At 43.4% G+C, this 21,122-nt stretch carries 22 protein-coding genes; 11 read left to right on the forward strand and 11 right to left on the reverse strand.

Annotation, left to right across the window (positions count from 1 at the left end; all coding sequences use genetic code 11):
- Positions 1-5: 5 nt before the first annotated feature.
- The 7 genes from WCY03_RS05745 (at position 6) to WCY03_RS05775 (ending at position 6,765) form a co-directional block, all read left to right on the forward strand.
- Positions 6-743, forward strand: a complete 738-nt coding sequence (locus WCY03_RS05745) for a UDP-2,3-diacylglucosamine diphosphatase (protein ID WP_345994036.1) — start codon at positions 6-8, stop codon at positions 741-743.
- Positions 740-1,489: a patatin-like phospholipase family protein gene (locus WCY03_RS05750; protein WP_345994037.1), complete on the forward strand. Its 750-nt coding sequence runs from the start codon at positions 740-742 to the stop codon at positions 1,487-1,489. Before WCY03_RS05745 ends, WCY03_RS05750 begins: the two co-directional genes overlap by 4 nt.
- A gap of 45 nt (positions 1,490-1,534) precedes the next feature.
- Positions 1,535-2,710, forward strand: a complete 1,176-nt coding sequence (locus tag WCY03_RS05755) for a saccharopine dehydrogenase family protein (protein WP_345994038.1) — start codon at positions 1,535-1,537, stop codon at positions 2,708-2,710.
- Between the two features lie 18 nt (positions 2,711-2,728).
- Positions 2,729-3,466, forward strand: coding sequence for a DUF6629 family protein (locus WCY03_RS05760; protein ID WP_345994039.1), 738 nt, complete (start codon positions 2,729-2,731; stop codon positions 3,464-3,466).
- A gap of 33 nt (positions 3,467-3,499) precedes the next feature.
- Complete coding sequence (gene nspC, locus WCY03_RS05765) at positions 3,500-4,648, forward strand: carboxynorspermidine decarboxylase (protein WP_345994040.1); 1,149 nt, start codon at positions 3,500-3,502, stop codon at positions 4,646-4,648.
- Between the two features lie 21 nt (positions 4,649-4,669).
- On the forward strand, positions 4,670-5,224 hold the full coding sequence (locus WCY03_RS05770; protein WP_345994041.1) for a methyltransferase domain-containing protein: 555 nt from the start codon (positions 4,670-4,672) through the stop codon (positions 5,222-5,224).
- A gap of 68 nt (positions 5,225-5,292) precedes the next feature.
- The gene (locus WCY03_RS05775; RefSeq protein ID WP_345994042.1) at positions 5,293-6,765 is read left to right on the forward strand and encodes a DUF1566 domain-containing protein; all 1,473 of its coding nucleotides are present in this window, start codon (positions 5,293-5,295) and stop codon (positions 6,763-6,765) included.
- Here the strand turns inward: WCY03_RS05775 and WCY03_RS05780 are convergent.
- Both WCY03_RS05780 and WCY03_RS05785 read right to left on the reverse strand, forming a co-directional pair.
- On the reverse strand, positions 6,754-7,566 hold the full coding sequence (locus WCY03_RS05780; RefSeq protein WP_345994043.1) for an iron-binding protein: 813 nt from the start codon (positions 7,564-7,566) through the stop codon (positions 6,754-6,756). The genes WCY03_RS05775 and WCY03_RS05780 overlap by 12 nt on opposite strands.
- A gap of 56 nt (positions 7,567-7,622) precedes the next feature.
- On the reverse strand, positions 7,623-8,072 hold the full coding sequence (locus tag WCY03_RS05785; RefSeq protein ID WP_345994044.1) for an iron-sulfur cluster assembly scaffold protein: 450 nt from the start codon (positions 8,070-8,072) through the stop codon (positions 7,623-7,625).
- 73 nt (positions 8,073-8,145) lie between these two features.
- Between WCY03_RS05785 and WCY03_RS05790 the strand changes: the two genes are divergently transcribed.
- Together WCY03_RS05790 and WCY03_RS05795 are read left to right on the forward strand one after the other, a co-directional pair.
- Positions 8,146-9,915: a YgiQ family radical SAM protein gene (locus WCY03_RS05790; protein WP_345994045.1), complete on the forward strand. Its 1,770-nt coding sequence runs from the start codon at positions 8,146-8,148 to the stop codon at positions 9,913-9,915.
- A 71-nt stretch (positions 9,916-9,986) separates the two neighbouring features.
- Positions 9,987-12,164, forward strand: a complete 2,178-nt coding sequence (locus tag WCY03_RS05795) for an EAL domain-containing protein (RefSeq protein WP_345994046.1) — start codon at positions 9,987-9,989, stop codon at positions 12,162-12,164.
- Positions 12,165-12,167: 3 nt separating this feature from the next.
- Here WCY03_RS05795 and ychF read toward each other — a convergent pair whose 3' ends face one another.
- The 9 genes from ychF to folD form a co-directional block, all read right to left on the reverse strand.
- Positions 12,168-13,268: a redox-regulated ATPase YchF gene (gene ychF / locus WCY03_RS05800; protein ID WP_345994047.1), complete on the reverse strand. Its 1,101-nt coding sequence runs from the start codon at positions 13,266-13,268 to the stop codon at positions 12,168-12,170.
- Positions 13,269-13,380: 112 nt separating this feature from the next.
- Positions 13,381-14,784 carry a leucyl aminopeptidase gene (locus WCY03_RS05805; protein WP_345994048.1) on the reverse strand — a complete coding sequence of 468 codons (1,404 nt, stop codon included), beginning with the start codon at positions 14,782-14,784 and terminating at the stop codon, positions 13,381-13,383.
- Positions 14,785-14,810: 26 nt separating this feature from the next.
- Entirely contained in the window at positions 14,811-16,010 is a 1,200-nt protein-coding gene (gene trpB / locus WCY03_RS05810; protein WP_345994049.1) for a tryptophan synthase subunit beta, read from the reverse strand.
- Entirely contained in the window at positions 16,010-16,552 is a 543-nt protein-coding gene (locus WCY03_RS05815) for an adenine phosphoribosyltransferase (RefSeq protein ID WP_345994050.1), read from the reverse strand. The genes trpB and WCY03_RS05815 overlap by 1 nt, the downstream gene beginning before the upstream one ends.
- Before the next feature lie 9 nt (positions 16,553-16,561).
- Complete coding sequence (locus tag WCY03_RS05820; RefSeq protein ID WP_345991062.1) at positions 16,562-16,894, reverse strand: hypothetical protein; 333 nt, start codon at positions 16,892-16,894, stop codon at positions 16,562-16,564.
- A 3-nt stretch (positions 16,895-16,897) separates the two neighbouring features.
- The gene (gene rpiB / locus WCY03_RS05825) at positions 16,898-17,335 is read right to left on the reverse strand and encodes a ribose 5-phosphate isomerase B (RefSeq protein ID WP_345991064.1); all 438 of its coding nucleotides are present in this window, start codon (positions 17,333-17,335) and stop codon (positions 16,898-16,900) included.
- A gap of 11 nt (positions 17,336-17,346) precedes the next feature.
- The gene (locus tag WCY03_RS05830; protein WP_345991065.1) at positions 17,347-18,024 is read right to left on the reverse strand and encodes a site-2 protease family protein; all 678 of its coding nucleotides are present in this window, start codon (positions 18,022-18,024) and stop codon (positions 17,347-17,349) included.
- Positions 18,011-18,925, reverse strand: a complete 915-nt coding sequence (gene lepB / locus WCY03_RS05835; protein ID WP_345991066.1) for a signal peptidase I — start codon at positions 18,923-18,925, stop codon at positions 18,011-18,013. The genes WCY03_RS05830 and lepB overlap by 14 nt, the downstream gene beginning before the upstream one ends.
- On the reverse strand, positions 18,922-19,779 hold the full coding sequence (folD, locus tag WCY03_RS05840; protein ID WP_345991067.1) for a bifunctional methylenetetrahydrofolate dehydrogenase/methenyltetrahydrofolate cyclohydrolase FolD: 858 nt from the start codon (positions 19,777-19,779) through the stop codon (positions 18,922-18,924). The genes lepB and folD overlap by 4 nt, the downstream gene beginning before the upstream one ends.
- A 61-nt stretch (positions 19,780-19,840) precedes the next feature.
- On the opposite strand from folD, the gene WCY03_RS05845 reads away from it, so the two are divergent.
- Together WCY03_RS05845 and WCY03_RS05850 are read left to right on the forward strand one after the other, a co-directional pair.
- Positions 19,841-20,170, forward strand: coding sequence for a cytochrome c (locus WCY03_RS05845; RefSeq protein WP_345991069.1), 330 nt, complete (start codon positions 19,841-19,843; stop codon positions 20,168-20,170).
- Positions 20,170-21,108 (forward strand): aldolase/citrate lyase family protein, encoded by a 939-nt coding sequence (locus WCY03_RS05850; RefSeq protein WP_345991071.1) that lies wholly within the window; start codon positions 20,170-20,172, stop codon positions 21,106-21,108. Before WCY03_RS05845 ends, WCY03_RS05850 begins: the two co-directional genes overlap by 1 nt.
- Positions 21,109-21,122 lie beyond the last annotated feature (14 nt).

Below are 21,122 nucleotides of genomic sequence, written 5' to 3' on the forward strand. Positions count from 1 at the left end.
CGATTATGAATTATAAGTCAATCTTCGTATCGGATATCCACCTAGGAACGCGTTTCTCTCAAGCTGAAGTTTTTTTGGATTTTTTAAAAGACACGGAATCTGAAAATTTAATCTTTGTCGGCGACATCATAGACGGCTGGGCCATTAAAAGAAAGTTCAAGTGGGCGCAGTCGCACTCTGACGTTATCCAAAAGATCCTCCGAAAAGCCAGAAAAGGCACAAAAGTTCACTATATCACGGGCAATCATGACGAATTCTTAAGAGATTTCATTCCTCTTTTTTTGGGCGATAATCTGGAGATATCAAACGCAATGGATTACCACGCCATAAACGGAAAGAGATATCTGGTCACACATGGGGATTTCTTCGACAGTATCACGATGACAAAAAGATGGCTGGCGGTGCTGGGCGATATCGGTTACGATCTCACGCTTTATCTCAACCATCATCTAAACATCATTAGAAAATTGTTTCGTATAAAAAAACACTGGTCTCTTTCAAAATATGTAAAAGACAATGTGAAGAGCTCGGTAAGCTTCATTACCAACTATGAGGATATTCTGGCTGAACATGCGAAAAGGAACGATTACGACGGCGTTATCTGCGGGCATATCCATAAAGCGGAGATAAAAAGCATAGACATGGTAGAATACTTAAATTGCGGTGACTGGGTAGAATCATGCACGGCGGTCGTCGAACATTATGACGGCAGATTCGAGATCATACATTGGCTGGAGAGATGAAAGAGATAACATTGGCCCTTTCAGGCGGTGCCGCACGCGGTGCTTATCATCTGGGAGTCTTACAATTCATTGAAGAAAGCGATATAGAGGTCAAAGCGATAAGCGCGACCTCCATCGGGGCTATCATAGGCGCCAGCTGGCTGAGCGGGGTCAGTGCAAAAGAACAGCTCGCCATCTTTAAATCAAAAGAGTTCAAGAAGATATTCCGCTTCAATTTTTTCAGAAACTCCATATACAGACTCGACAGCACGGCAAAGATAGTGCAAAAACTCGTACCGAAAAAGAACATACAGGATTTCGATATACCTTTTTACGTCACGGCAGTCGATCTTAACAGCGGGCAAAATCTCTATTTCGACAGCGGAGACATCAAGACTCTGTGTTTTGGATCATCGGCGCTCGTACCGATCTTCGCTCCCGTAAGATACAACGGATACAAACTTGCAGACGGCGGGTTCATAGACCATATCCCCACACAGCCTTTAAAAGCCTTTCCTTTTGAGATCGTTGCGGTCAATCTGCATCCGATCTGCAAAAGAGAGGTAAACGACGGAATAATGAGCTACATTAAAAGAGTGCTTTATATCAGTATGTACAGGGATACTTTCGATGCCAAGATCAACAGCGATATCTATATAACCTCAAAAAAACTGCTTGACTACAGTATTTTTTCCTTTTACCATTTTGACGAGCTCTTCGAACTGGGCTATCACGATGCAAAAGAGAAATTTAATTCAAAATTATAGTCTTTAAATGTTATAATTTTACAGATAATATTAATAGGGATGAATATGGCAACAACATTGATTATAGGCGCCGGTGGAGTAGGCCGTGTCGTAGCACACAAGTGCGTTATGAATAAAGACGTATTTGGTCGTATCGTACTCGCAAGCAGAACTCTGGGGCGATGCAAAACGATCCAAGAGGAGCTTGACGGAGCTATCGAGATAACGACGGTCGATGCCGATAAAACGGAAGAGGTAATAAAACTGATCAATGAAACGGGTGCGGATATCGTCATAAACGTCGCGCTTCCTTACCAGGATTTAGCGATTATGGACGCTTGTATCGCGACTAAGACTCCATATCTTGACACTGCCAACTATGAACATCCGGATGAAGCGAAGTTCGAATACAAGCTGCAATGGGAAAGAGACGCGAAGTTCAAAGAAGCGGGGATCATGGGGCTGCTCGGTTCAGGCTTCGACCCGGGTGCGACAAACGTGTTTTGTGCCTATGCCCAAAAGCATTATTTTGATGAGATCCACACTATCGATATCCTTGACTGTAATGCGGGCGACCACGGTTATGCGTTTGCTACGAACTTCAACCCTGAGATAAACCTAAGAGAAGTAAGCGCGAACGGCCGCTACTGGGAAAACGGCGAGTGGATAGAGACAAAACCTCTAGAGATCATGCAGGTTTGGGATTATCCTGAAGTGGGGCCGAAAGACAGCTATCTTCTTTATCATGAAGAGATGGAGTCGTTGGTTCAAAACATCAAAGGGCTTAAACGTATCCGTTTCTTTATGACATTTGGACAAAGCTACATCAAACATATGGAAGTGCTGCAAAACGTCGGTATGCTCGGGATTGAGCCGGTAGAGCATCAAGGGATGAAGATCGTGCCTATCGAATTCCTAAAAACACTGCTTCCTGATCCGGCAAGCTTGGGTGCCCGTACAAAAGGAAAAACGAACATCGGTATCGTTGCAGAGGGTATCAAAGACGGTAAAAAGCGCAAGATCTATATCTATCAGGTAAAAGACCATGAAGAGTGCTACGCAGAGACAAAAAGTCAAGGCGTGTCATATACTACCGGTGTTCCTGCGATGATCGGTGCAAAACTGATGCTCAAAGGTATCTGGAGCGGGACAGGCGTGTTCAATATGGAACAGATGGATCCTGATCCTTTTATGGATGAGTTGAACACTCAGGGTCTTCCATGGCAGGTTAAAGAGCTGTAAGGCTCTTTTTATATCATTTTGTATTTTGCAATCATAAACTTTATATTTTCGGGTATCATCGGCATTGTGGGTATCAAGACACTGCGAAAAGTAAGTGCGCCCGAGGAGGTCATTTTCGCAAGCCTTCCGCTGCTTTTTGCGCTGCATGAGTTCACGCAGGGTTTTGTCTGGCTTGGAGTCTACGGGCATATCGAACCAAGGGCGTTAGAGATCGCCGAGAGCATCTTTGTGTTTTATGCACAGGGCTTGCTGCAGTTTCTCGTACCTTTGGCTATATGGCTCATCGAGCCAAAAGGTTTTCGCAGAGACCTTATCGCTATACTTATGATCGCAGGTGCGCTTCTTTCCGCATATACGTTATGGGGACTCAGCGTGCAGCCTACGACGGTATATTTGAAAAACCATCTGCTCGTTTACGTCAATCCTACAACAGACCATCATTGGATCGGTGTTATTTATGCTTTGACGACCTGCGGTTCTCTTTTGCTCAGCAGGGATATCTCCATTCAGCTCTTTGGATGGCTGAACTTTTTTGGCATAAATCTGGTGTACTGGATCACTCCTTATGCTTTGACATCGCTTTGGTGCCTGTATGCCGCGATCGTGAGCACAGTGCTGTATCTGCATTTTGTCAAACGCCGTATAGCCTTTTTGGAGATGCTGAAAAAAAATGAAAGCAGGTGGGGGCAGCAGCTTCAAACCGAACTGTATAAGCTTGCAGATCGTTATCCCAATCTTATGAACAAGCTAAAATAAAATGATACAATTTAATAAAAAAGCGGATAAGCGATGAATATAGAAAATATCAAAACACCGTGTTACGTATGCGAGGAACAGCTTTTAGAGAACAATCTCAAGCTTCTTGACCGCGTTCAAAAGGAAAGCGGAGCGAAAGTGATTCTTGCGCTCAAAGGGTTTGCCATGTGGTCTACTTTTGATCTTGTAAGCAGATATCTTCAGGGATGCACGTCAAGCGGGCTTCATGAAGCAAAACTGGCTTACGAAGAGTTTAAAAAATTCGATGCGGGCAAAGAGGTGCATACGTATTCTCCCGCTTTTAAAGAGGAAGATATAGACGAGATAGCAGAAATATCCGACCATATAGTATTTAATTCGCCTTCCCAGCTTATGCGTTTTAAAGACAGAGTCTTAGAGATCAATCCAAATATCTCTATCTCTATCCGCGTAAATCCAGAGTTCTCTTCGTCGCCTGCGGATCTTTATAACCCCTGCGGGCTTTACAGCCGTCTTGGAACGACGCTTGCAAACTTCGATGAAAGCGTCTTGGAACATATAGACGGGCTGAACTTCCATGCACTTTGCGAGCAGAATGTCGATGCGCTTGAAGGCGTGCTTGAGGCTTTTGAAGAGAGGTTCGGAAAATATATCAAGGGACTGAAATATATCAACTTCGGCGGCGGACATCATATAACCCGTAAGGATTATGACGTAGAACGCCTTATAGAGGTGATAAAAGCGTTTAAAATAAGACATGGCGGCGTAGATGTCTACCTTGAACCAGGAGAGGCTGTAGGCTGGCAGACGGGATATCTTGTCGCAACGGTGCTTGACATAGTCCGCAACGGCATGGATATCGCCATTTTGGATACTTCCGCCGAAGCGCATATGCCCGATACACTGGCGATGCCTTACCGCGCGGATGTACGATACTCCGGTGAAGCAGGAGAGAAGCAATATACATACAAATTTGGCGGAAACACTTGTCTGGCAGGAGACATCATGGGAGATTATTCGTTTGATGTGCCTTTGCAGATAGGAGACAAGGTCATCTTCGAAGATCAGATCCATTACACATTCGTAAAAAACACCACTTTCAACGGCATCAAACTCCCTTCTTTGGCGATCCTGCGAAAAGACGGCAAGCTCGATATTGTCAAAGAGTTCGGGTATGAAGACTACAGAGACAGGCTTTCATAGGTCTTACACAAAAGGAGTGACATGTTAGAAGACAAAGAGAGATGGAATCTCCGGCATGTAGAAAAGCCGATGCCGGGATATGTGTCGCCGACGTTAACGAAGTATATAAAACATGCCAAAGTGGGCAGGGCTCTTGACATAGCATGCGGAACCGGAAGAAACACCCACTATCTGGCAGATCTCGGGTTCATTGTAGATGCCCTCGATCTTTCGGACTATGCGCTCAGCCGTATCCGAGAGGATGAAAAGATCGTAAAAAGCGAAGTCGACCTTGATACCTACGATCTAAAACATCAAAAATACGATCTTGTCTTAAACATAAACTATCTCAACAGAAGACTGACGGCACAGATAAAAGATGCTCTCAAGCAGGATGGTCTAGTGATCTTCGAAACCTTCATCGTCGCTCACGACAGCCCTGAAAAAGGGAGTATGAACCCAGATTATCTCTTAAAACCAAATGAACTTTCAGAATTTTTCTCAGATTTCAATATTATTTACTATGAAGAAAAAGATATCGTAAATTTAAGAGGAGAAGATGCAAGACTGGCTTCTTTGGTTGCAAGAAAGCAGTAGATCCTTTTTAACCTTTTTTTTGTTAGAATGTACGTGATGTAAAAACTCAATGAAATAAGGGAGTTTATATGAAACAAGTAGTTGCAGGCCTGTTTTTAACAAGTACTCTTTTTGCCCTTGTCAGCATCCCGGACACAGGTCAAGACCAATGCTTTGACAATGACGGCAAAATCTCATGCCCGAAAAAAGGTGTGCCGTTTTACGGACAAGACGCAAACTATGTAACGGCACAGCCGAGTTACAAAGATAACGGAGACGGTACCGTAACAGACCTCGTCACGGGGCTGATGTGGACAAAAGAGGTCGATGATACGAAACTCTCTTTGCAAGAAGCGTATCTCAAAGCAAAAAGAACGCATACAGGCGGATATGACGACTGGAGAGTACCGACCATCAAGGAACTTTATTCTCTTATAGATTTTAGAGGATATACGGGATTTACAAACGATAACGCCTCAAGAAGCAAAGTCCCCTCCAATTCCATCCCCTATATAAATACGGATTATTTCGATTTTAAATACGGCAGGCAGAACGAAAGGTTCATGGATGCGCAGTGGTTGAGCTCTACAAAATACGTCAGCGCCACTATGCACGATATGGAGACTCTTTTCGGCGTCAATTTCGCAGACGGCAGGATAAAAGGGTACGGATATGAAAAGATCGGTACAGACAGTGTAAGGAAAAAATTTTACGTCAGATATGTCAGAGGAACGAGCGAGTACGGAAAAAACGTTTTTACCGATAACGGCGACGGCACGCTTACGGATGAAAGTACGGGACTGATGTGGACGATGCAAGACAGCGCAAAAGCTATGAACTGGAAAGAAGCTCTGCGCTATGCCCAAAACCTAAAGTATGCCGGATATAACGACTGGAGGCTTCCAAATGCAAAAGAACTGCAATACATAGTGGATTATACGCGTTCTCCGGATACTACGGACTCTCCCGCCATAAGCCCCTTGTTTAAACTTACTCCCATCGTCAACGAAGCTGGGCAGAAGGATTACGGTTATTACTGGACCTCGACGACGCATCTAGACGGTCCAAAAAAATACACGCAGGCCGCATACGTGTCGTTTGGAAGAGCGATAGGAAAGATGAGAGGCAGAGTTATGGACGTGCACGGAGCGGGTGCTCAAAGAAGCGATCCCAAAGAGGGCACTGCGACATTTCACGGACCTCAAGGTGATGCGATCAGATCGAAGAACTATGTCCTTTGCGTCAGAGGCGGGGTCTATAAGACGTTTAGCGGCAGCCATACTCCCGAAAAAGACAGATACCCTTATCTCTTAAATATCCAGAAAAACAACGACAAACAAGAAACTCATATGCAAAGAGGATTCAGTCCAAGAGAAGAGAGAGGGCCCCAAAATGAAAAAAACAGGTTCATATCAAGGCTTGATAAAGACGGTGACGGCAGGGTTTCCCGCCGGGAATTCGACGGACCGCCGGACGGTTTTGAGCATTTTGACAGGAATAAAGACGGATATATAGATAAGACAGAGGCTCCTTTTGGACCTCCTAGGACTCTAAGGAAGTAATCTTTTCATAAGTTCGATATGATAGTTTTCCTGATAGTTGATAAAGTCGAAGAACCTTTTTAATCCGTCGTCTTTGATGGCATCCGAGAGAGATCTGCACATCTCTTTTGCCGCTTCCTCCTCGGCTATGCCGTTTATGATGAATTTTTCGATATCCGTTATCTTGTATGTCAGTTCATGCAGCTCTCTTGGAAGTGCAAGTATGCCCATTTTCGCCATCATCTCTCCAAAAGACTGGAGATGAAAGTGTGATTCGTCGATAAGGTCTTGAAAAACGTTGAAATGCAGGATGTCGTTTGTTTTTGCCTGCATATATGAATAAACAAGGATCAGTTCATACTCTTTGTAAGATTCTTCAAACAAGAACATAGTAAGAGCGTCTACCTGCTCTTGCGGCAGATATTTGTCTTCATATGTTCTGTGCATATCAAAAGCGGTTATCGGGGCATCATTGTCTTTATTATCGAGAAGAGCGGTTATATAACTTATCATATACTCTTCGTCTGTTTTCATTCTCATACCCAAAACATCGCTTGCGTATAAAGCAACAGTTTCTTTGAGTTCGCCAAGCAGGTGGTCGAGGATATTAAAAACGCTTGTACCTTTTTCAAGGATTTTGGATCTGTCGTAGTCATAATCGCCGCCGTTTTTCAAAATATCGTCGCCGACCCATTTCATATGACGAAATTCGATCGTAGAAAAGTTATAGAGGTCTCTCTTTATCTGTTTGTCGCCGATCGCAAACGATGCGAAGAGAATGCTTAGCCATAGTTCATGTTTTGCCTGGTACAGTTTGTTCATTTTTATTTTCCTATCGATTAGTATATTGAGAAGCAGGCTTTATGTAAAGATAAAGATCACTCCGTTTCGTCACAGCTCTCTTGCATCTTTATGATGTGGACTTCCTCTTTTACGCCGTTGAGAAAATGCTCATGGTTGATAAGGGAGGCTACAAAAGCCTCGAGTACCATATCAGTACACACTCTTTGTTTTGATGTCAGACCACCCAGTTTTTGTTCCATTTTCGATATGGCTTTTTGTCCGTAGTCGATATTTTTATTTTTTATCATTTCAGTAAACATGGAACCTACGACCACGGTATCCTGACAACCGTTCGTTGCATATCTGACATCTTTTATGATATCGTCGTCGGTCTGTATGTAAAAGATCACGTATTCGCCCGTTTTCTCATCCACACCGATCCCGACGCCGCTTGAATCTTCGAGTTTTCCGTAATTTTTCGGATGCATGAGATGCTCTAAAATCTCAGGATTCATCCCTTGAGGCATTTTTACTTTTTCAAACATGTTTTTGTCTTCAATTTTATTTGTGCTTATTATACATTAAGATTTTGTATAATACATAAAAAGTACATAATACATGAAACAATCGAACTCTAAAAATAAAAAAGACGGTTATAAATTCACAGAGAAAGATTTTTTGCCAACTACAAAAGCCGAGATGCAAGCACTGGGATGGAAGCAGTGCGATGTGATCCTCGTAAGCGGGGACGCTTACATAGACTCGCCTTTTATCGGGGTCTCCATGGTGGGCAGAATGCTGCAGCGCATGGGATATAAGGTCGGAATGATAGGGCAGCCCGATATAGAAAAAGATATAGATATAAAAAGGCTCGGAGAACCGAGGCTTTACTGGGGCGTGAGCGGCGGAAGCGTAGACAGTATGGTTTCCAATTACACCGCTACCAAAAAGTTCAGGAACTCCGATGATTATACGCCCGGCGGCGTCAATAACAAACGTCCCGACAGAGCGGTTTTGGTTTATTCTAATCTTATCCGCCGTTATTTTAAAAATACGGTGCCTATAGTTCTGGGCGGAATAGAAGCCAGCCTCAGACGTGTAACGCACTATGATTACTGGTCCAATAAGCTCAGAAAACCGATCCTTTTTGACTCTAAAGCCGACGTGCTCATATACGGAATGGGGGAGATGGCTTTGGAACAGCTTACTAAAGCTATCGAGGAGAAGCGCGATTATAAAGATATAAGAGGTGTATGCTACATCTCAAAAGAGCCAAAAAAAGAGTTTATACAGCTACCTTCTCATAAAGAGTGTCTGGATAACAAAGAACGCTATATAGATCTGTTCGATGATTTTTACGATAACAACGATCCGATAACCGCCAAAGGACTCTCTCAGGAAGTGGACGGCAGATATCTTATCCAAAACCCTCCATGCGATTATCTCAACGAAAGCGAGATGGATGCAAATTCAAAGCTGCCTTTTACTCGTGAACTTCATCCCTATTATGCTAAAGACGGAAAGGTGAAGTGCCTTGAGACGATAAAGTTTTCGATCATGACGCATCACGGCTGCTGGGGCGAGTGTAATTTCTGCGCCATAGGCGTGCATCAGGGCAGAACCATAAGGACACGCTCGGAAGACAATATCATAGAAGAAGCAAAAGAGTTTAACAGATACAGGGATTACAAGGGCATTATAAGCGACGTAGGCGGACCTACTGCAAATATGTACGGTTATGAATGCGATAAAAAATTAAAGCTCGGAACATGCGATTATAAAAGATGTGTGGATGCGGATCGTCTATGTAAGACGATAGAGGTGGACCACAGCAGAAATATCAACCTTTTAAGACGCATCCGTGAAGTCGAAGGCGTCAGAAAAGCGTTTGTGGCTTCGGGTGTGAGATATGATCTTATCAATGCGGATAAAAAACATGGATATTCTTACTTAAAAGAGATGGTGAAACATCATATCTCCGGACAGATGAAAGTTGCACCCGAACATACGCAGCAGCATGTCTTGGACCTTATGGGAAAACCCGGCAAGCAGGAACTTGTAGAGTTTAAAAAACTTTACGACAGACTAAACAAAGAGGAGGGCAAAAAGCAGTTTTTGACCTACTATCTGATCGCTGCTCATCCTGGATGCGATGAGAAAGATATGCACGAACTGAAGCGTTTTACGACCGAAGAGCTCAAGATGAATCCCGAACAGGCTCAAGTATTTACGCCGACTCCCGGAACTTACAGCGCAGTGATGTACTATACGGAGATGGACCCTAAAACACGAAAGAAGATATTTGTGGAGAAAGACACCCTTAAAAAAGAGAAACAAAAACGCATCGTTGTTGCAAAAGAGAGCTTTAAAAGCGGTTTTGCTACTTGATCTAAAAGATATTTAAAGAGATTGAAAGAGTTTAGATTATATACTTGATGCATCGTAATATAGGACTGTAGATGGCTAATGATTCTTGTACAAATTTAGAACTTGAGACCCTAAGAGAGGTATCTATAACGGAAAAAGAGTTCAACAGCATACTTAATTTACAATCTGTCGTTTTGGAGATGGTCGCAGGAGGAGAAAGTTCGTTAAATATTTTGAACAGACTCTGCGATCTTGCCGAAGCGTTGCTTCCAAACTCTGTCGCTTCTATAATGCTTATAGACAGTGAAACAGGCTTTTTAAACGTTTTGGCTGCCCCAAGCGTGCCTGAATCGGGACATCAGGCTCTTTCTAACCTCAGACCGGGGAAGGGAAGCGGCTCTTGCGGCAATGCCGTCTTCTCAAATAAACCGACCTTTATCAAAGACACTTTTTCCGACCCAAGATGGCATGATATCAGAAGCATAGCATATGATTTCAATCTCCGTTCCTGCTGGTCGATGCCGGTACGTGATGAAGAAAAAAATCCGATAGCGACTTTCGCACTTTCCTCTTTTGAACACAGAATGCCTTCCTCTTTTCATAAAAAACTGCTTGAAACGGGCGCAAACATAGTAAATATAGTCCTCAAAAATGAAAACCAGAAAAAGATCATCGTAGAAAAAGAGAAAAGGATCAACCTCTTCTCGACAGCCCTTCAAAACACTTCAGAAGGGTTTTATATAACGGATAAAGACAATAATATATTGGAGATAAACGACTCTTTTACAAAAATAATGGGCTATACGAAAGAGGATGTCATAGGGAAAAATCCGAGGATATTCTCTTCGAATAAACATGACAGAAAATATTTTCAAAAGATGTGGAACAGTATTATCCATGACAAACATTATGCCGGAGAGGTCATCAACAAGAAGAAAAACGGAGAGTTCATCACGCAGTGGATCAGTATAAACTCTATAGAAGATGAAAACAACGAAATACAAAACTATGTTGCCATATTCACGGATATATCGAAATTAAAGGCATCGGAAGAGAAGATAGAGTACCTTGCCTATCATGATCTGCTTACATCGTGCTACAACAAAGTGTTTCTGGCAGAAAAAATGGAAGCAGAAGAATCCGAAAACTGCTCTTTGATCCTTTTGAACGTAGATAATTTCAGCTACGTGAACCTCTCTTACGGATTTGATATAGGGGACAAACTTTTAGTAGGGATATCCAATGAACTCAAAGAGATATGCAAAGAATCCGAAATATTCAGGATAAATTCCGATGAATTCGCACTTCTTTGTCATACTCAAAGCGATGCAAAGGCAAATATAGAAAAGATCAGAAACCATTTTAACAAGGTTTCTTTTTACATCGACAACATAAACATAAATGTCTCGTTCAGTTATGGAGCATCAGGCAACGGGAACTGTTCTTTGCAAAACTCTGCTTTGGCGTTAAAGCAGGCAAAAGAGGGCGGAAAGAACAGGTATTATATCTTTAGCAAAGATGACAACTCCATAGATGTCAATAAAAGAGAAAACTTCGTCAAATATAATAATATTCTTCACGAAGCCATTGAGTTCGGATATATGGTTCCCTATTTTCAGGGTATCAGAGATAACAGAACGGGAGAGATAGTAAAATATGAATCACTTGTGAGGATCGTAAAAGACGATGAAATTATCACTCCGTTTCAGTTTTTACAAACAGCCAAGCTCTCTGGGATGCTTCCCGATATAACAAAGGTCATGATAGATAAGAGCTTTGCTATTATGGCGTCCAATGATTACACGTTTTCCATTAACATAACAGAAGACGATCTGGATTCGGATTATCTTGAAGAGTATCTGCATATAAAATCAAAAGAGTACGGTATAGCTCCAAACCGAATAACGCTGGAAATACTTGAAGGCATGAGTTCAACAGGCAAAAGAGACCATATAAGACAGCTCAATGCACTAAAAAGAGAGGGATATCTTCTTGCTATCGATGATTTCGGTGCAGAGTATTCAAACTTTGAGAGGGTTCTGGATCTTGATATTGACTTTTTAAAAATAGATGCCAGGTACATAAAAAATATCGATATCGACAATAAAAGCTACGAAATCACAAAATCAATAGTTTATTTTGCAAAAAATGCAGGAATACCATGTATCGCGGAGTTCGTTCATAACGACGACGTCCAAAATATTGTAGAAAAGCTTGGGATAGAATATTCGCAGGGGTTCTTGTTCAGCGAACCGAGCGAATATATCTAAGGTTTATACGTTGAACCTAAAGTGCATGACGTCGCCGTCTTGCACTATGTACTCTTTTCCTTCGAGACGCATTTTCCCCGCTTCTTTGGCTTTTGCTTCGCCGCCGCATGCGATATAATCCTCATATGCGATCACTTCGGCACGGATAAATCCTTTTTCAAAATCGTTATGGATGACCGCAGCTGCTTTTGGAGCGGTTGTATTCTTTGGGATGGTCCATGCGCGAACCTCTTTTACACCCGCGGTAAAATAGCTCATAAGACCCAGTTTGTCGAACCCTTTATGGATGATCTGTGCCAGACCGGACTCCTCTACGCCCAGATCATCCAAGAACTCTTTTGCTTCCTCGTCGCTTAGACCGACAAGCTCCTCTTCGATCTTCGCGCAAAGCTTGATCACTTCACAGTTTTGTGCGCTTGCATGTTCTTTGACCGCCTGCACATATTCATTGTCTTCAAGAAGCCCGTCTTCATCGACGTTCGCACCGTACATGATCTCTTTTGACGTAAGCAGTCTTAGCTCTCTGTTGAGTTCATTGAACATTTCACTGTCGGCTTCGGGAAAGTTGCGGGCAAGGTTGCCTTCTGCCAAAAATTCCATAAGCTTATCTGCAAAATCGACTAAAGCTTTTGCACTTTTATCCGCTTTTGCCTGCTTTTGCAGACGCTGTATCCTGTTTGACAACACCTCTATATCCGCAAGGATCAGCTCGTTTTCGATGATCTCTATGTCACGTAGAGGGTTTATGCTCCCTTCAGTATGGACTATGTTTTCATCCTCAAAACATCTGACGATCTGCAGGATGACTTCGGTTTCACGGATGTTCGATAAAAACTTATTGCCAAGCCCTTCGCCTTTACTTGCACCCTTGACCAGACCCGCAATATCGACGAAGTCCAGAGTAGAGTGCTGAATACGCTCAGGATTCACTATTTTTGAAAGTTCGTTCAGGCGTTTGTCCGGTACGGGTACTATCGCTTTATTCGGTTCTATCGTACAAAACGGATAGTTTGCCGCTTCTGCGTTTTGAGCTTTTGTCAAAGCATTAAAAGTTGTTGATTTTCCTACGTTTGGAAGTCCTACTAGACCTATTGCCAATCCCATTTTCGCCCTTTTTGTTGCGTATAAAATAATTGCGTAATTCTATCGAAAGTTTACTTGGAGTTTTTATAAACTTCTTGTGGATCCGCCCCTGAAGGTTCAGGAGAGGAAGAGATTATTTTGCGGTTTGAACTTTTTTTAAGAAACTGCTCATCAATCTGACACCCGCACCGGTTGCACCGTACACGTTACAATCCCATGGAGATTCGGTGTAAGCCGATCCGGCGATATCAAAATGCAGCCATTTTTCTTTGTTCTCATCTTTAATGAAGTTGTCCAGAAAAAGTCCTGCCGTGATAGCTCCGCCGTACGGTTTGGATGAGACGTTGGAGATATCGGCTATCTCGCTTTTTAGAAGTTTTTTCAGATGCCTGTTAAAAGGAAGCGATCCTATCAGCTCTCCCGATCTCTCGGCAGCTGTAAAAAAGTCATGTTTGAGCTTGCTTGAGTGTCCCATGACTCCCGTCGTATATTGTCCGAGTGCTACCATGCAGGCACCGGTAAGCGTCGCAAAATCAAATATGTAATCCGCTTTAACTTTATCTTGCGCATAATCAAGTACATCGCATAGCACCAGACGGCCTTCTGCGTCGGTATTTCTGACTTCTACCGTTTTTTTGCTGCGGGCTACCAGTACGTCGTCTGGTTTGTACGCATCTCCGCCGATCATATTCTCGACGGCTCCGATAAAGGCGTGTACTTCGACGTCAAGTCCCAGCTCGCTTACCGCTTTAATCATCCCGAGAATGGCGCACGCACCCGCTTTGTCCATTTTCATCGTGACCATAGAGGTCGCAGGTTTGAGACTGAGTCCTCCGCTGTCGTAAGTAAGACCTTTGCCTACTAAAGTGATTACTTTTTTGGCTTTTTTGGGTTTGTATGTCAAATGGATAAGCTGGCTCTCATGGCGCGAAGCGCGTCCGACAGCGAGCATCGCACCCATCTTTTCCTTGTGGAGCTCTTTTTCTCCTAGCACTTTGCAGCTAAGCTTGTTCTCTTTGGCAAGCTCTTTGGCTATTTCGGATAAGCTTGAAGGGTGCAGGTCTTCAGGGGTGGTGTTGACCAAATCGCGCGTAAAACAGGTCGCTTCGGCTATGATGACCGCTTCTTGGAAAGACTGAGAGAGCTTTTTGATATCTTTACATATAAGGTAGATATCCTGTAATGCCGTTTCTTTGGGTTCGGATTTGTATCTGTTGTATTCATATCCTCCGAGAATGACACCCTCTACGATCGCTTCCAAGCTTTTTGCATCGACGGAAAACGATGCAGATTCGTTTTTGGAGGATTTGAGTGCTTTTATCGCCTGGCTTGCGGCACTTCTGATGCAATCGCTCTCCAAAGCTTCGACGCCGCATGCAAGAACACCGCTTTCATGTAAAAAGCAAAGAGAATCCTGGGCCGCTTCAAAGCCCGCTTTTTCAAGCAGCTTTTTTTGTTTATGTTTCTTTAGTGTTTCTTTTGTCAAAAACTCTACGCTAACATCGCTTTTTATATCGTTTACCAGATCTAAATTCATTATATAATATCCTTAAAGTAGGGCGTTTAATCGAAATGAAGCAGGTCTTTTGCCTGAATCATGTCCTTATCGCCGCGGCCCGAGAGGTTGACGATAATCAGCTTGCCTTTGATATCTTCTATTTTTTTGAGATATGCTATGGCATGAGCACTTTCAAAGGCAGGAATGATTCCCTCTTTTTGACTCAGCCATACAAAAGCGTCTAACGCTTCTTTATCCGTAGCATGACCGTAAGTGACGCTGTCGTTCTCTTTGTGAAATGCATGTTCGGGTCCAATTCCCGGATAATCGAGCCCCGCAGAGATGGAGTGGGCTTCAAGAACCTGTCCGTCGTCGTCTTGAAGCAGGTAGCTCATCTGTCCATGTAAAACGCCGGGACGTCCTTTAAGAAGAGAACAGCCGTGTTTGTCCGTCTCTACACCGAGACCGCCTGCTTCTACACCGATACATCGTACCTCTTTGTCTTCTAAAAAGTGCTGAAACGCTCCGATGGCATTGCTTCCGCCGCCGATACATGCTATGACGTGATCGGGCAGGCGGTTCTCTTTTTCAAGTATCTGAGCGCGTGCTTCATATCCGATGATGGCTTGAAAATCACGAACCATCATAGGGTAGGGATGCGGACCGGCGACCGTTCCTATGATATAAAACGTATCGCGCGCATTCGTTACCCAATGTCGGATGGCATCGTTCATCGCATCTTTTAAGGTCCTTGAACCGCTTACTACGGAGTTGACCTTCGCACCTAAAAGCTTCATTCTAAAGACGTTTAACTCTTGACGGGCAACATCTTTTGCACCCATAAATATTTCGCATTCCAGACCTAAAAGCGCTGCAATTGTAGCAGTTGCCACGCCGTGCTGTCCTGCTCCGGTTTCGGCTATGACCTTTTTATAGCCGAGGCGTTTTGCCATCAACCCCTGTGCTATAACGTTGTTTACTTTGTGTGCTCCGGTATGGTTCAGATCTTCGCGTTTCAAATAGATTTTTGCACCGAGCTCTTCAGAGACGTTATGTGCGTAATACAGCGGAGAGGGACGTCCTACGTAGTCTTTTAGGTAGTAATCGACCTCTTTCCAGAAATCTTTGTCAAATCTGATCTTATCGTACTCTTTTTCAAGGTTCAAAAGAGCAGGCATTAGTGTTTCGGGAACATAACGTCCTCCGAATATGCCAAAATGTCCGTTTGTCTGCGGATCAAACTTTGATGGTGATGGTATATACATTAATCGATTCCTATTACGCTGTAAACTTTTGTCTGTTTTTCCAATACTTTTTTGCCTTCTAAGAAGTTCAATGCAAGTATAAAACAGGCTTCGACACATACGGCACCCGTTTTATTGATAAGAGAGGCAGCGGCATTTGCCGTTCCGCCTGTCGCAATGAGATCGTCGATAAGAAGGACTTTTGCGCCTTTGACGTCTCTAAAAGCGTCAATGTGTATCTCGACCTCATCAAACCCGTACTCCAAAGAATATTTTTCGGAGATGGTCGTGTAGGGAAGCTTTCCCTTTTTTCTGATAGGCACGAATCCCGTGCCGAGCATCTGTGCAAGAGCGGCTCCGAATATAAAACCGCGTGCGTCTATGCCTGCGATAAAATCAAGCCCGTAATCTTTGTATCTTGCGGCTAAATGCTCCATAAGTACCGAAAAAGCATGCCCGTCGTTTAAAAGGGTCGTGATATCTTTAAATACTATGCCCGGTTTTGGAAAATCCGGTATATCGCGGATCGCGTCGTTTATGATCTTTAAATCTTCTTGTGTCATCTATTTCCTTTACAGTAAAGCGTCTATTCTGCTCTCAAGAGCTTTGATCTTGGCGTTGAGCCTTTCCGTTTCCAATCTGTGCTTGGAGTTGCGCTGTTTCAATACTTTTAATTCGTTTCTCAGTTTATTGAGTTCATCGCTTAAAATATCCACGTTCCCGAGTGCGCGCTGAAGCTGTATCTGGTATTTTCTAATAAGTATCTCGGCTTCTTGAAGCGTCAGCTTCATCATCTCGTTGCTGCGCTGCTCTTTTACGGTTATACTTTTAAAATAAAACATCTTTACAAATAAAAATATAGCCAACAATGAAACTATAGTTAAAAGCGACCACTCGTAAAACATCTTTTATCCTTGTATAGATTCTATCTTCTCAACGCGTCCCGCATGACGGCCGCCCTCAAAACCCGAAGCAAGCCAGCTGTCTATGATCGATTCGGCGACGCCTTTGCCCACGATACGTTCGCCGAAACATAGGATGTTTGCGTCATTATGACCCCTTGCGACCTGAGCGGTGTAGGCATCATGGCAAAGTGCGGCGCGGATACCGTGAAAGCGGTTTGCCGCGATGCTCATCCCGATCCCCGAACCGCAGATAAGGATACCCTGACTCTCTTTGTCATCAAGCACGCTTTGCGCGACTTTTACCGCATAGTCCGGGTAATCGACCCTGTCTTTGCTAAATGGCCCGAGATCGACGACCTCATGCCCTTTTTGCTTCAGCAGTTCGACCGTATAGTCTTTCAGATCGACTCCGGCGTGATCTGTAGCGATATAAAATTTCATCCGGTTTTCCTTTATGATAAGAGTAGTTTTAAAACCATTTGTACTGGTAATATCAACAAGTAATCTTTTAACGGTGTCATGATCACAATAAGTACTATAATCATACCATAACGTTCCAGCTTATAAAAGGTTTCAGCTACCTCTCTTTGGTTGAACTTGAGTGCTAAGTACATCAAAAAATGCGCACCGTCGAACTGTGGTATCGGAAGAAGGTTGAAGACTCCCAAAACAACGTTTATGACGACTAACTGCATCACCAGCATATATGCGAAGATATAGACGATGGAATCGGCGGTAGTCGGGCTGCTCATAGATACAAGGATGATAGAGGCAAACGCCGCGACAGTAAAGTTATAGACTATCCCCGCAAGGCTCACCTGCATCGCTGCATTGTATCCGCCTCTCATTATAACCGTTCTCATATCTACGGGAACAGGTTTTGCCCAGCCGAAGATGAACCCTCCGCCTGCACCCAAAAGAAGAGGCAGGAAATATAGTACCGCCGGGACGATGATCGTTCCAACCATATCCACATGGATAAGAGGGTTAATAGAGAGACGTCCTGCGTTTTTGGCCGTCATATCCCCATATTTGTATGCGATGAAGCCGTGCATGATCTCATGTCCGATAATAGCTATCATAAGCGCCAAAACGGCCGTTATGATCTTTAAGATATCAATAAAGTCCATTATCTTTTTTATCCTCTTTTACTCTTTCGGCTATGGCGCGGTTCAGATACTCTGGCTGTTCGAGGTCTGCAGGAGTTTTACCCATTCTGTCCCATCTGATCTCATAATTGTCGCTCATGCTAAAATAGATGAACCAAGGCGTTCCTTCGAGATTCGCATACGGTACGGGACCCCAAAAACGGCTGTCGTTGCTGTGATCACGGTTGTCTCCCATCATAAAATAGCTTCTTTTTGGCACCGTTACGACTTCGGTCTCAAAGATCGGATTATGTTTTAAAAGTCTTATATTGTCAGAAAGCTTGTAAATGTTTGAGACTACCATATTGAATCTTTCTTGTGAGTTGATTATCTCCATTCTGCCGTCGTTTGCAAGCAGTACCGGAGTGTCTCCTTGTATTCTGTCGTCATGATGGATACCGGGATGCTGTTTCATATAAGGATTCTTGACCCAGAGTTCTCCGTTTATCGTAACAATGTTCTCTTTAGGGTAGTTTTTGTTTATGAATTCATCTCCCTCGCGGGGACGAAGATAAAGATCTTTATGTTTTACGAACAGTTTGTCGCCGGGAAGCGCTACACATCTCTTCACATAATGAAGTTTTACGTTATGCGGATATCTGAATATCACGATATCGCCGCGTTTGGGCTCGTCCCCGTCAACCAGATGCAGATCTTTTGTCCAAGGGGTGATGGATATCTCCAAAAACGGGATGTGCGGGGTAGGGATGCCGTAAACAAATTTTTTGGCAAAGAGGTGGTCTCCGATAAGAAGAGAGTCTTTCATGGAACCGCTTGGTATCCTAAACGCCTGTGCGACAAAAAAGATGATGAATAAAACGATGATGATCGTTCCCGGCCATGAGTTTGAAAATTTATAGGTCTTGTATAAAAAGTTTTTCATTTAACTTCTTTAGAATGAATTTTGGCAGCTTTTAGAGTGTTGCTGAGCAGCATGGATATCGTCATGGGACCGACACCGCCCGGTACGGGAGTTATATATGAACATTTTTTCGATACGTTCTCAAAGTCTACGTCGCCGACGAGTTTGCCTTCATCCGTTCTATTGATACCGATATCTATGATGATCGCTCCCTCTTTTACCATATCTTCTTTGATAAGATCGATAACACCTACGCCGACTAAAATTATATCAGCATTGAGGGTATGCTTTTTTAAATCATCGGTAAATATATGGCAGATTTCTACGGTCGCTTCGGCATTTAAAAGAAGCGAAGCCAGCGGTTTTCCGACGATGTTCGATGCGCCTACGACGACACAGTTCTTTCCTCTGAGATCTATATCGTACTCCTTAAACAGCTCCATCACTCCAAGCGGCGTACACGGTACAAAACCGTCAAGTCCGGTTGTCAGGCGTCCGACGTTGTAGGGATGAAAGCCGTCTACGTCCTTGCTCGGAGAAACGAGTTCAAGAAGTTTTGTCGTATCTATCTGCGGGGGAAGCGGAAGCTGGATAAGGATCCCGTCGATATTGGGGTTATTGTTCATCATCGTAATGGTGTTTTCGATAGCTTCTTGGGATATACTGTTTGGCATCTCATGCGTGACCGAGTAAAAACCGACTCTGTCGCAGGCTTTTTTCTTCATGCTTACATATGCCTGACTGGCAGGATCGTTTCCTACCAAAATAACAGCCAAACCGGGGACTCTTCCGGTCTGTTCTTTGAGCAGCTGTGCACCTGCCGATACCTCGTTTTCGATTTTTTTTGCTAAAGTTTTACCGTCAAGAAGCTTCATTTAATCACCATAAATTATTTTTTTGATAATATACCGATAATTGCCTAAAAGGTCGCTTTGAATGAAATGGTTACTATTATTAATGATACCGATGTATATATTTGCCGCCGCGTCATTTATAACGGAGGATGAGTACGCTTCTTCGTTGTATAAAAATCCAAGAGGAATAGGGTGTGACAAATGTCATGGAGAGAACGGAAAAGGACTGCTTGTCGCGAAATATGTGGATAACGGCGTACAAAAAGAGTTTCGAGGTCCCGATATCACGGCACTTGGATTTAAAAAGTTCTATGAATCTTTAGACAGCCGAAAAAGAGGCATGCCTCGATATTTTCTGACCAAAGATGAAATAGAGACGCTTTATAAATACCTGCATAAGGAGAAAAAGTGATGGACGAAACTTTTTTAAGATCGATAGAAAAAGCGCTAAAAGACAACGACCTTTCGGCGCTGGACAAACTGGCGGTACCCAAACACAGGGTCATAAACAAAAAAGAGGATTATCGGTCCGTCCTTATGCTTTCGGCTCACAACTTCAAACATTTTTTAAAGATCCCCTCTCTTGATGCGGAATGCATAATGATCAACCTCGAAGACGGCGTTTCAAAGGAACAAAAACCGTTTGCTCTTGCGCTTTGCGCCATCTTTCTCTCTTATTACAGTGAGTGCGGTAAAAAGCTAGTTGTACGTGTGAACGCCTTGGACGAGGGCGGTTATGACGAGATAACCTACCTCAATCAGTTTAAGCCAGATGCCGTCCGTGTACCAAAAATAAGAACTGCAAAAGAGGTTAAGAATGTTCTTCATCTTCTTGATGATGATATAGAACTGCATCTCTCTGTGGAGACTTGTGAATCCTGGGCAAATTTGGCGTCGCTGAAAGTAAATAAACGGGTAAAGGCATTTTATCTTGGTATTTTGGATCTGTTTGCCGATATGCGTCTTCCCCAAGCGCAGATCAGGCGCGATAATCCTACACTCGTATACATCCTAAGCCATTTTCTCGTTACCTGCAAGGCTTTGCGAGTAAAGCCCGTTTCCTTCGTCTATCAGGATTTTAAGAACCTTGAGGAGTTTAGATCGTGGCTGGAGCTGGAAAAGAGTATGGGATTTGATGCAAAAGGGTGTATTTCACCGTCTCAAACGGCTTTGGTAAACGAGATATTTCAAGACGAAGCACTCCAGATCGAACGTGCCAAGGTGATAGTCAGGCTTTTTGAGATGAACAGAGATCTAGGTATAACGGGGTTTGTGGACGAAGAGTACGGTTTTATAGACGAACCGATCTATAAGGGGGCTTTGGCGCTCTTAAAAGAAAAAGATCTTTAAGAGCGTACCTGTAC

Source organism: Sulfurimonas sp. HSL-1716 (genome assembly GCF_039645975.1).
GTDB lineage: Bacteria > Campylobacterota > Campylobacteria > Campylobacterales > Sulfurimonadaceae > Hydrocurvibacter > Hydrocurvibacter sulfurireducens.

Coding starts and splice junctions, on each gene's coding strand:
- WCY03_RS05820 (WP_345991062.1), bottom strand. CDS start 16,894: ATGTTTTACGAGTGGTCGCTTTTAACTATAGTTTCATTGTTGGCTATA.
- WCY03_RS05830 (WP_345991065.1), bottom strand. CDS start 18,024: ATGGACTTTATTGATATCTTAAAGATCATAACGGCCGTTTTGGCGCTT.
- WCY03_RS05845 (WP_345991069.1), top strand. CDS start 19,841: ATGAAATGGTTACTATTATTAATGATACCGATGTATATATTTGCCGCC.
- WCY03_RS05790 (WP_345994045.1), top strand. CDS start 8,146: ATGAAACAATCGAACTCTAAAAATAAAAAAGACGGTTATAAATTCACA.
- WCY03_RS05850 (WP_345991071.1), top strand. CDS start 20,170: ATGGACGAAACTTTTTTAAGATCGATAGAAAAAGCGCTAAAAGACAAC.
- WCY03_RS05805 (WP_345994048.1), bottom strand. CDS start 14,784: ATGAATTTAGATCTGGTAAACGATATAAAAAGCGATGTTAGCGTAGAG.
- rpiB (WP_345991064.1), bottom strand. CDS start 17,335: ATGAAATTTTATATCGCTACAGATCACGCCGGAGTCGATCTGAAAGAC.
- WCY03_RS05795 (WP_345994046.1), top strand. CDS start 9,987: ATGGCTAATGATTCTTGTACAAATTTAGAACTTGAGACCCTAAGAGAG.
- WCY03_RS05785 (WP_345994044.1), bottom strand. CDS start 8,072: ATGTTTGAAAAAGTAAAAATGCCTCAAGGGATGAATCCTGAGATTTTA.
- WCY03_RS05770 (WP_345994041.1), top strand. CDS start 4,670: ATGTTAGAAGACAAAGAGAGATGGAATCTCCGGCATGTAGAAAAGCCG.
- ychF (WP_345994047.1), bottom strand. CDS start 13,268: ATGGGATTGGCAATAGGTCTAGTAGGACTTCCAAACGTAGGAAAATCA.
- lepB (WP_345991066.1), bottom strand. CDS start 18,925: ATGAAAAACTTTTTATACAAGACCTATAAATTTTCAAACTCATGGCCG.
- trpB (WP_345994049.1), bottom strand. CDS start 16,010: ATGTATATACCATCACCATCAAAGTTTGATCCGCAGACAAACGGACAT.
- WCY03_RS05745 (WP_345994036.1), top strand. CDS start 6: ATGAATTATAAGTCAATCTTCGTATCGGATATCCACCTAGGAACGCGT.
- WCY03_RS05755 (WP_345994038.1), top strand. CDS start 1,535: ATGGCAACAACATTGATTATAGGCGCCGGTGGAGTAGGCCGTGTCGTA.
- WCY03_RS05780 (WP_345994043.1), bottom strand. CDS start 7,566: ATGAACAAACTGTACCAGGCAAAACATGAACTATGGCTAAGCATTCTC.
- WCY03_RS05750 (WP_345994037.1), top strand. CDS start 740: ATGAAAGAGATAACATTGGCCCTTTCAGGCGGTGCCGCACGCGGTGCT.
- WCY03_RS05775 (WP_345994042.1), top strand. CDS start 5,293: ATGAAACAAGTAGTTGCAGGCCTGTTTTTAACAAGTACTCTTTTTGCC.
- WCY03_RS05815 (WP_345994050.1), bottom strand. CDS start 16,552: ATGACACAAGAAGATTTAAAGATCATAAACGACGCGATCCGCGATATA.
- folD (WP_345991067.1), bottom strand. CDS start 19,779: ATGAAGCTTCTTGACGGTAAAACTTTAGCAAAAAAAATCGAAAACGAG.
- nspC (WP_345994040.1), top strand. CDS start 3,500: ATGAATATAGAAAATATCAAAACACCGTGTTACGTATGCGAGGAACAG.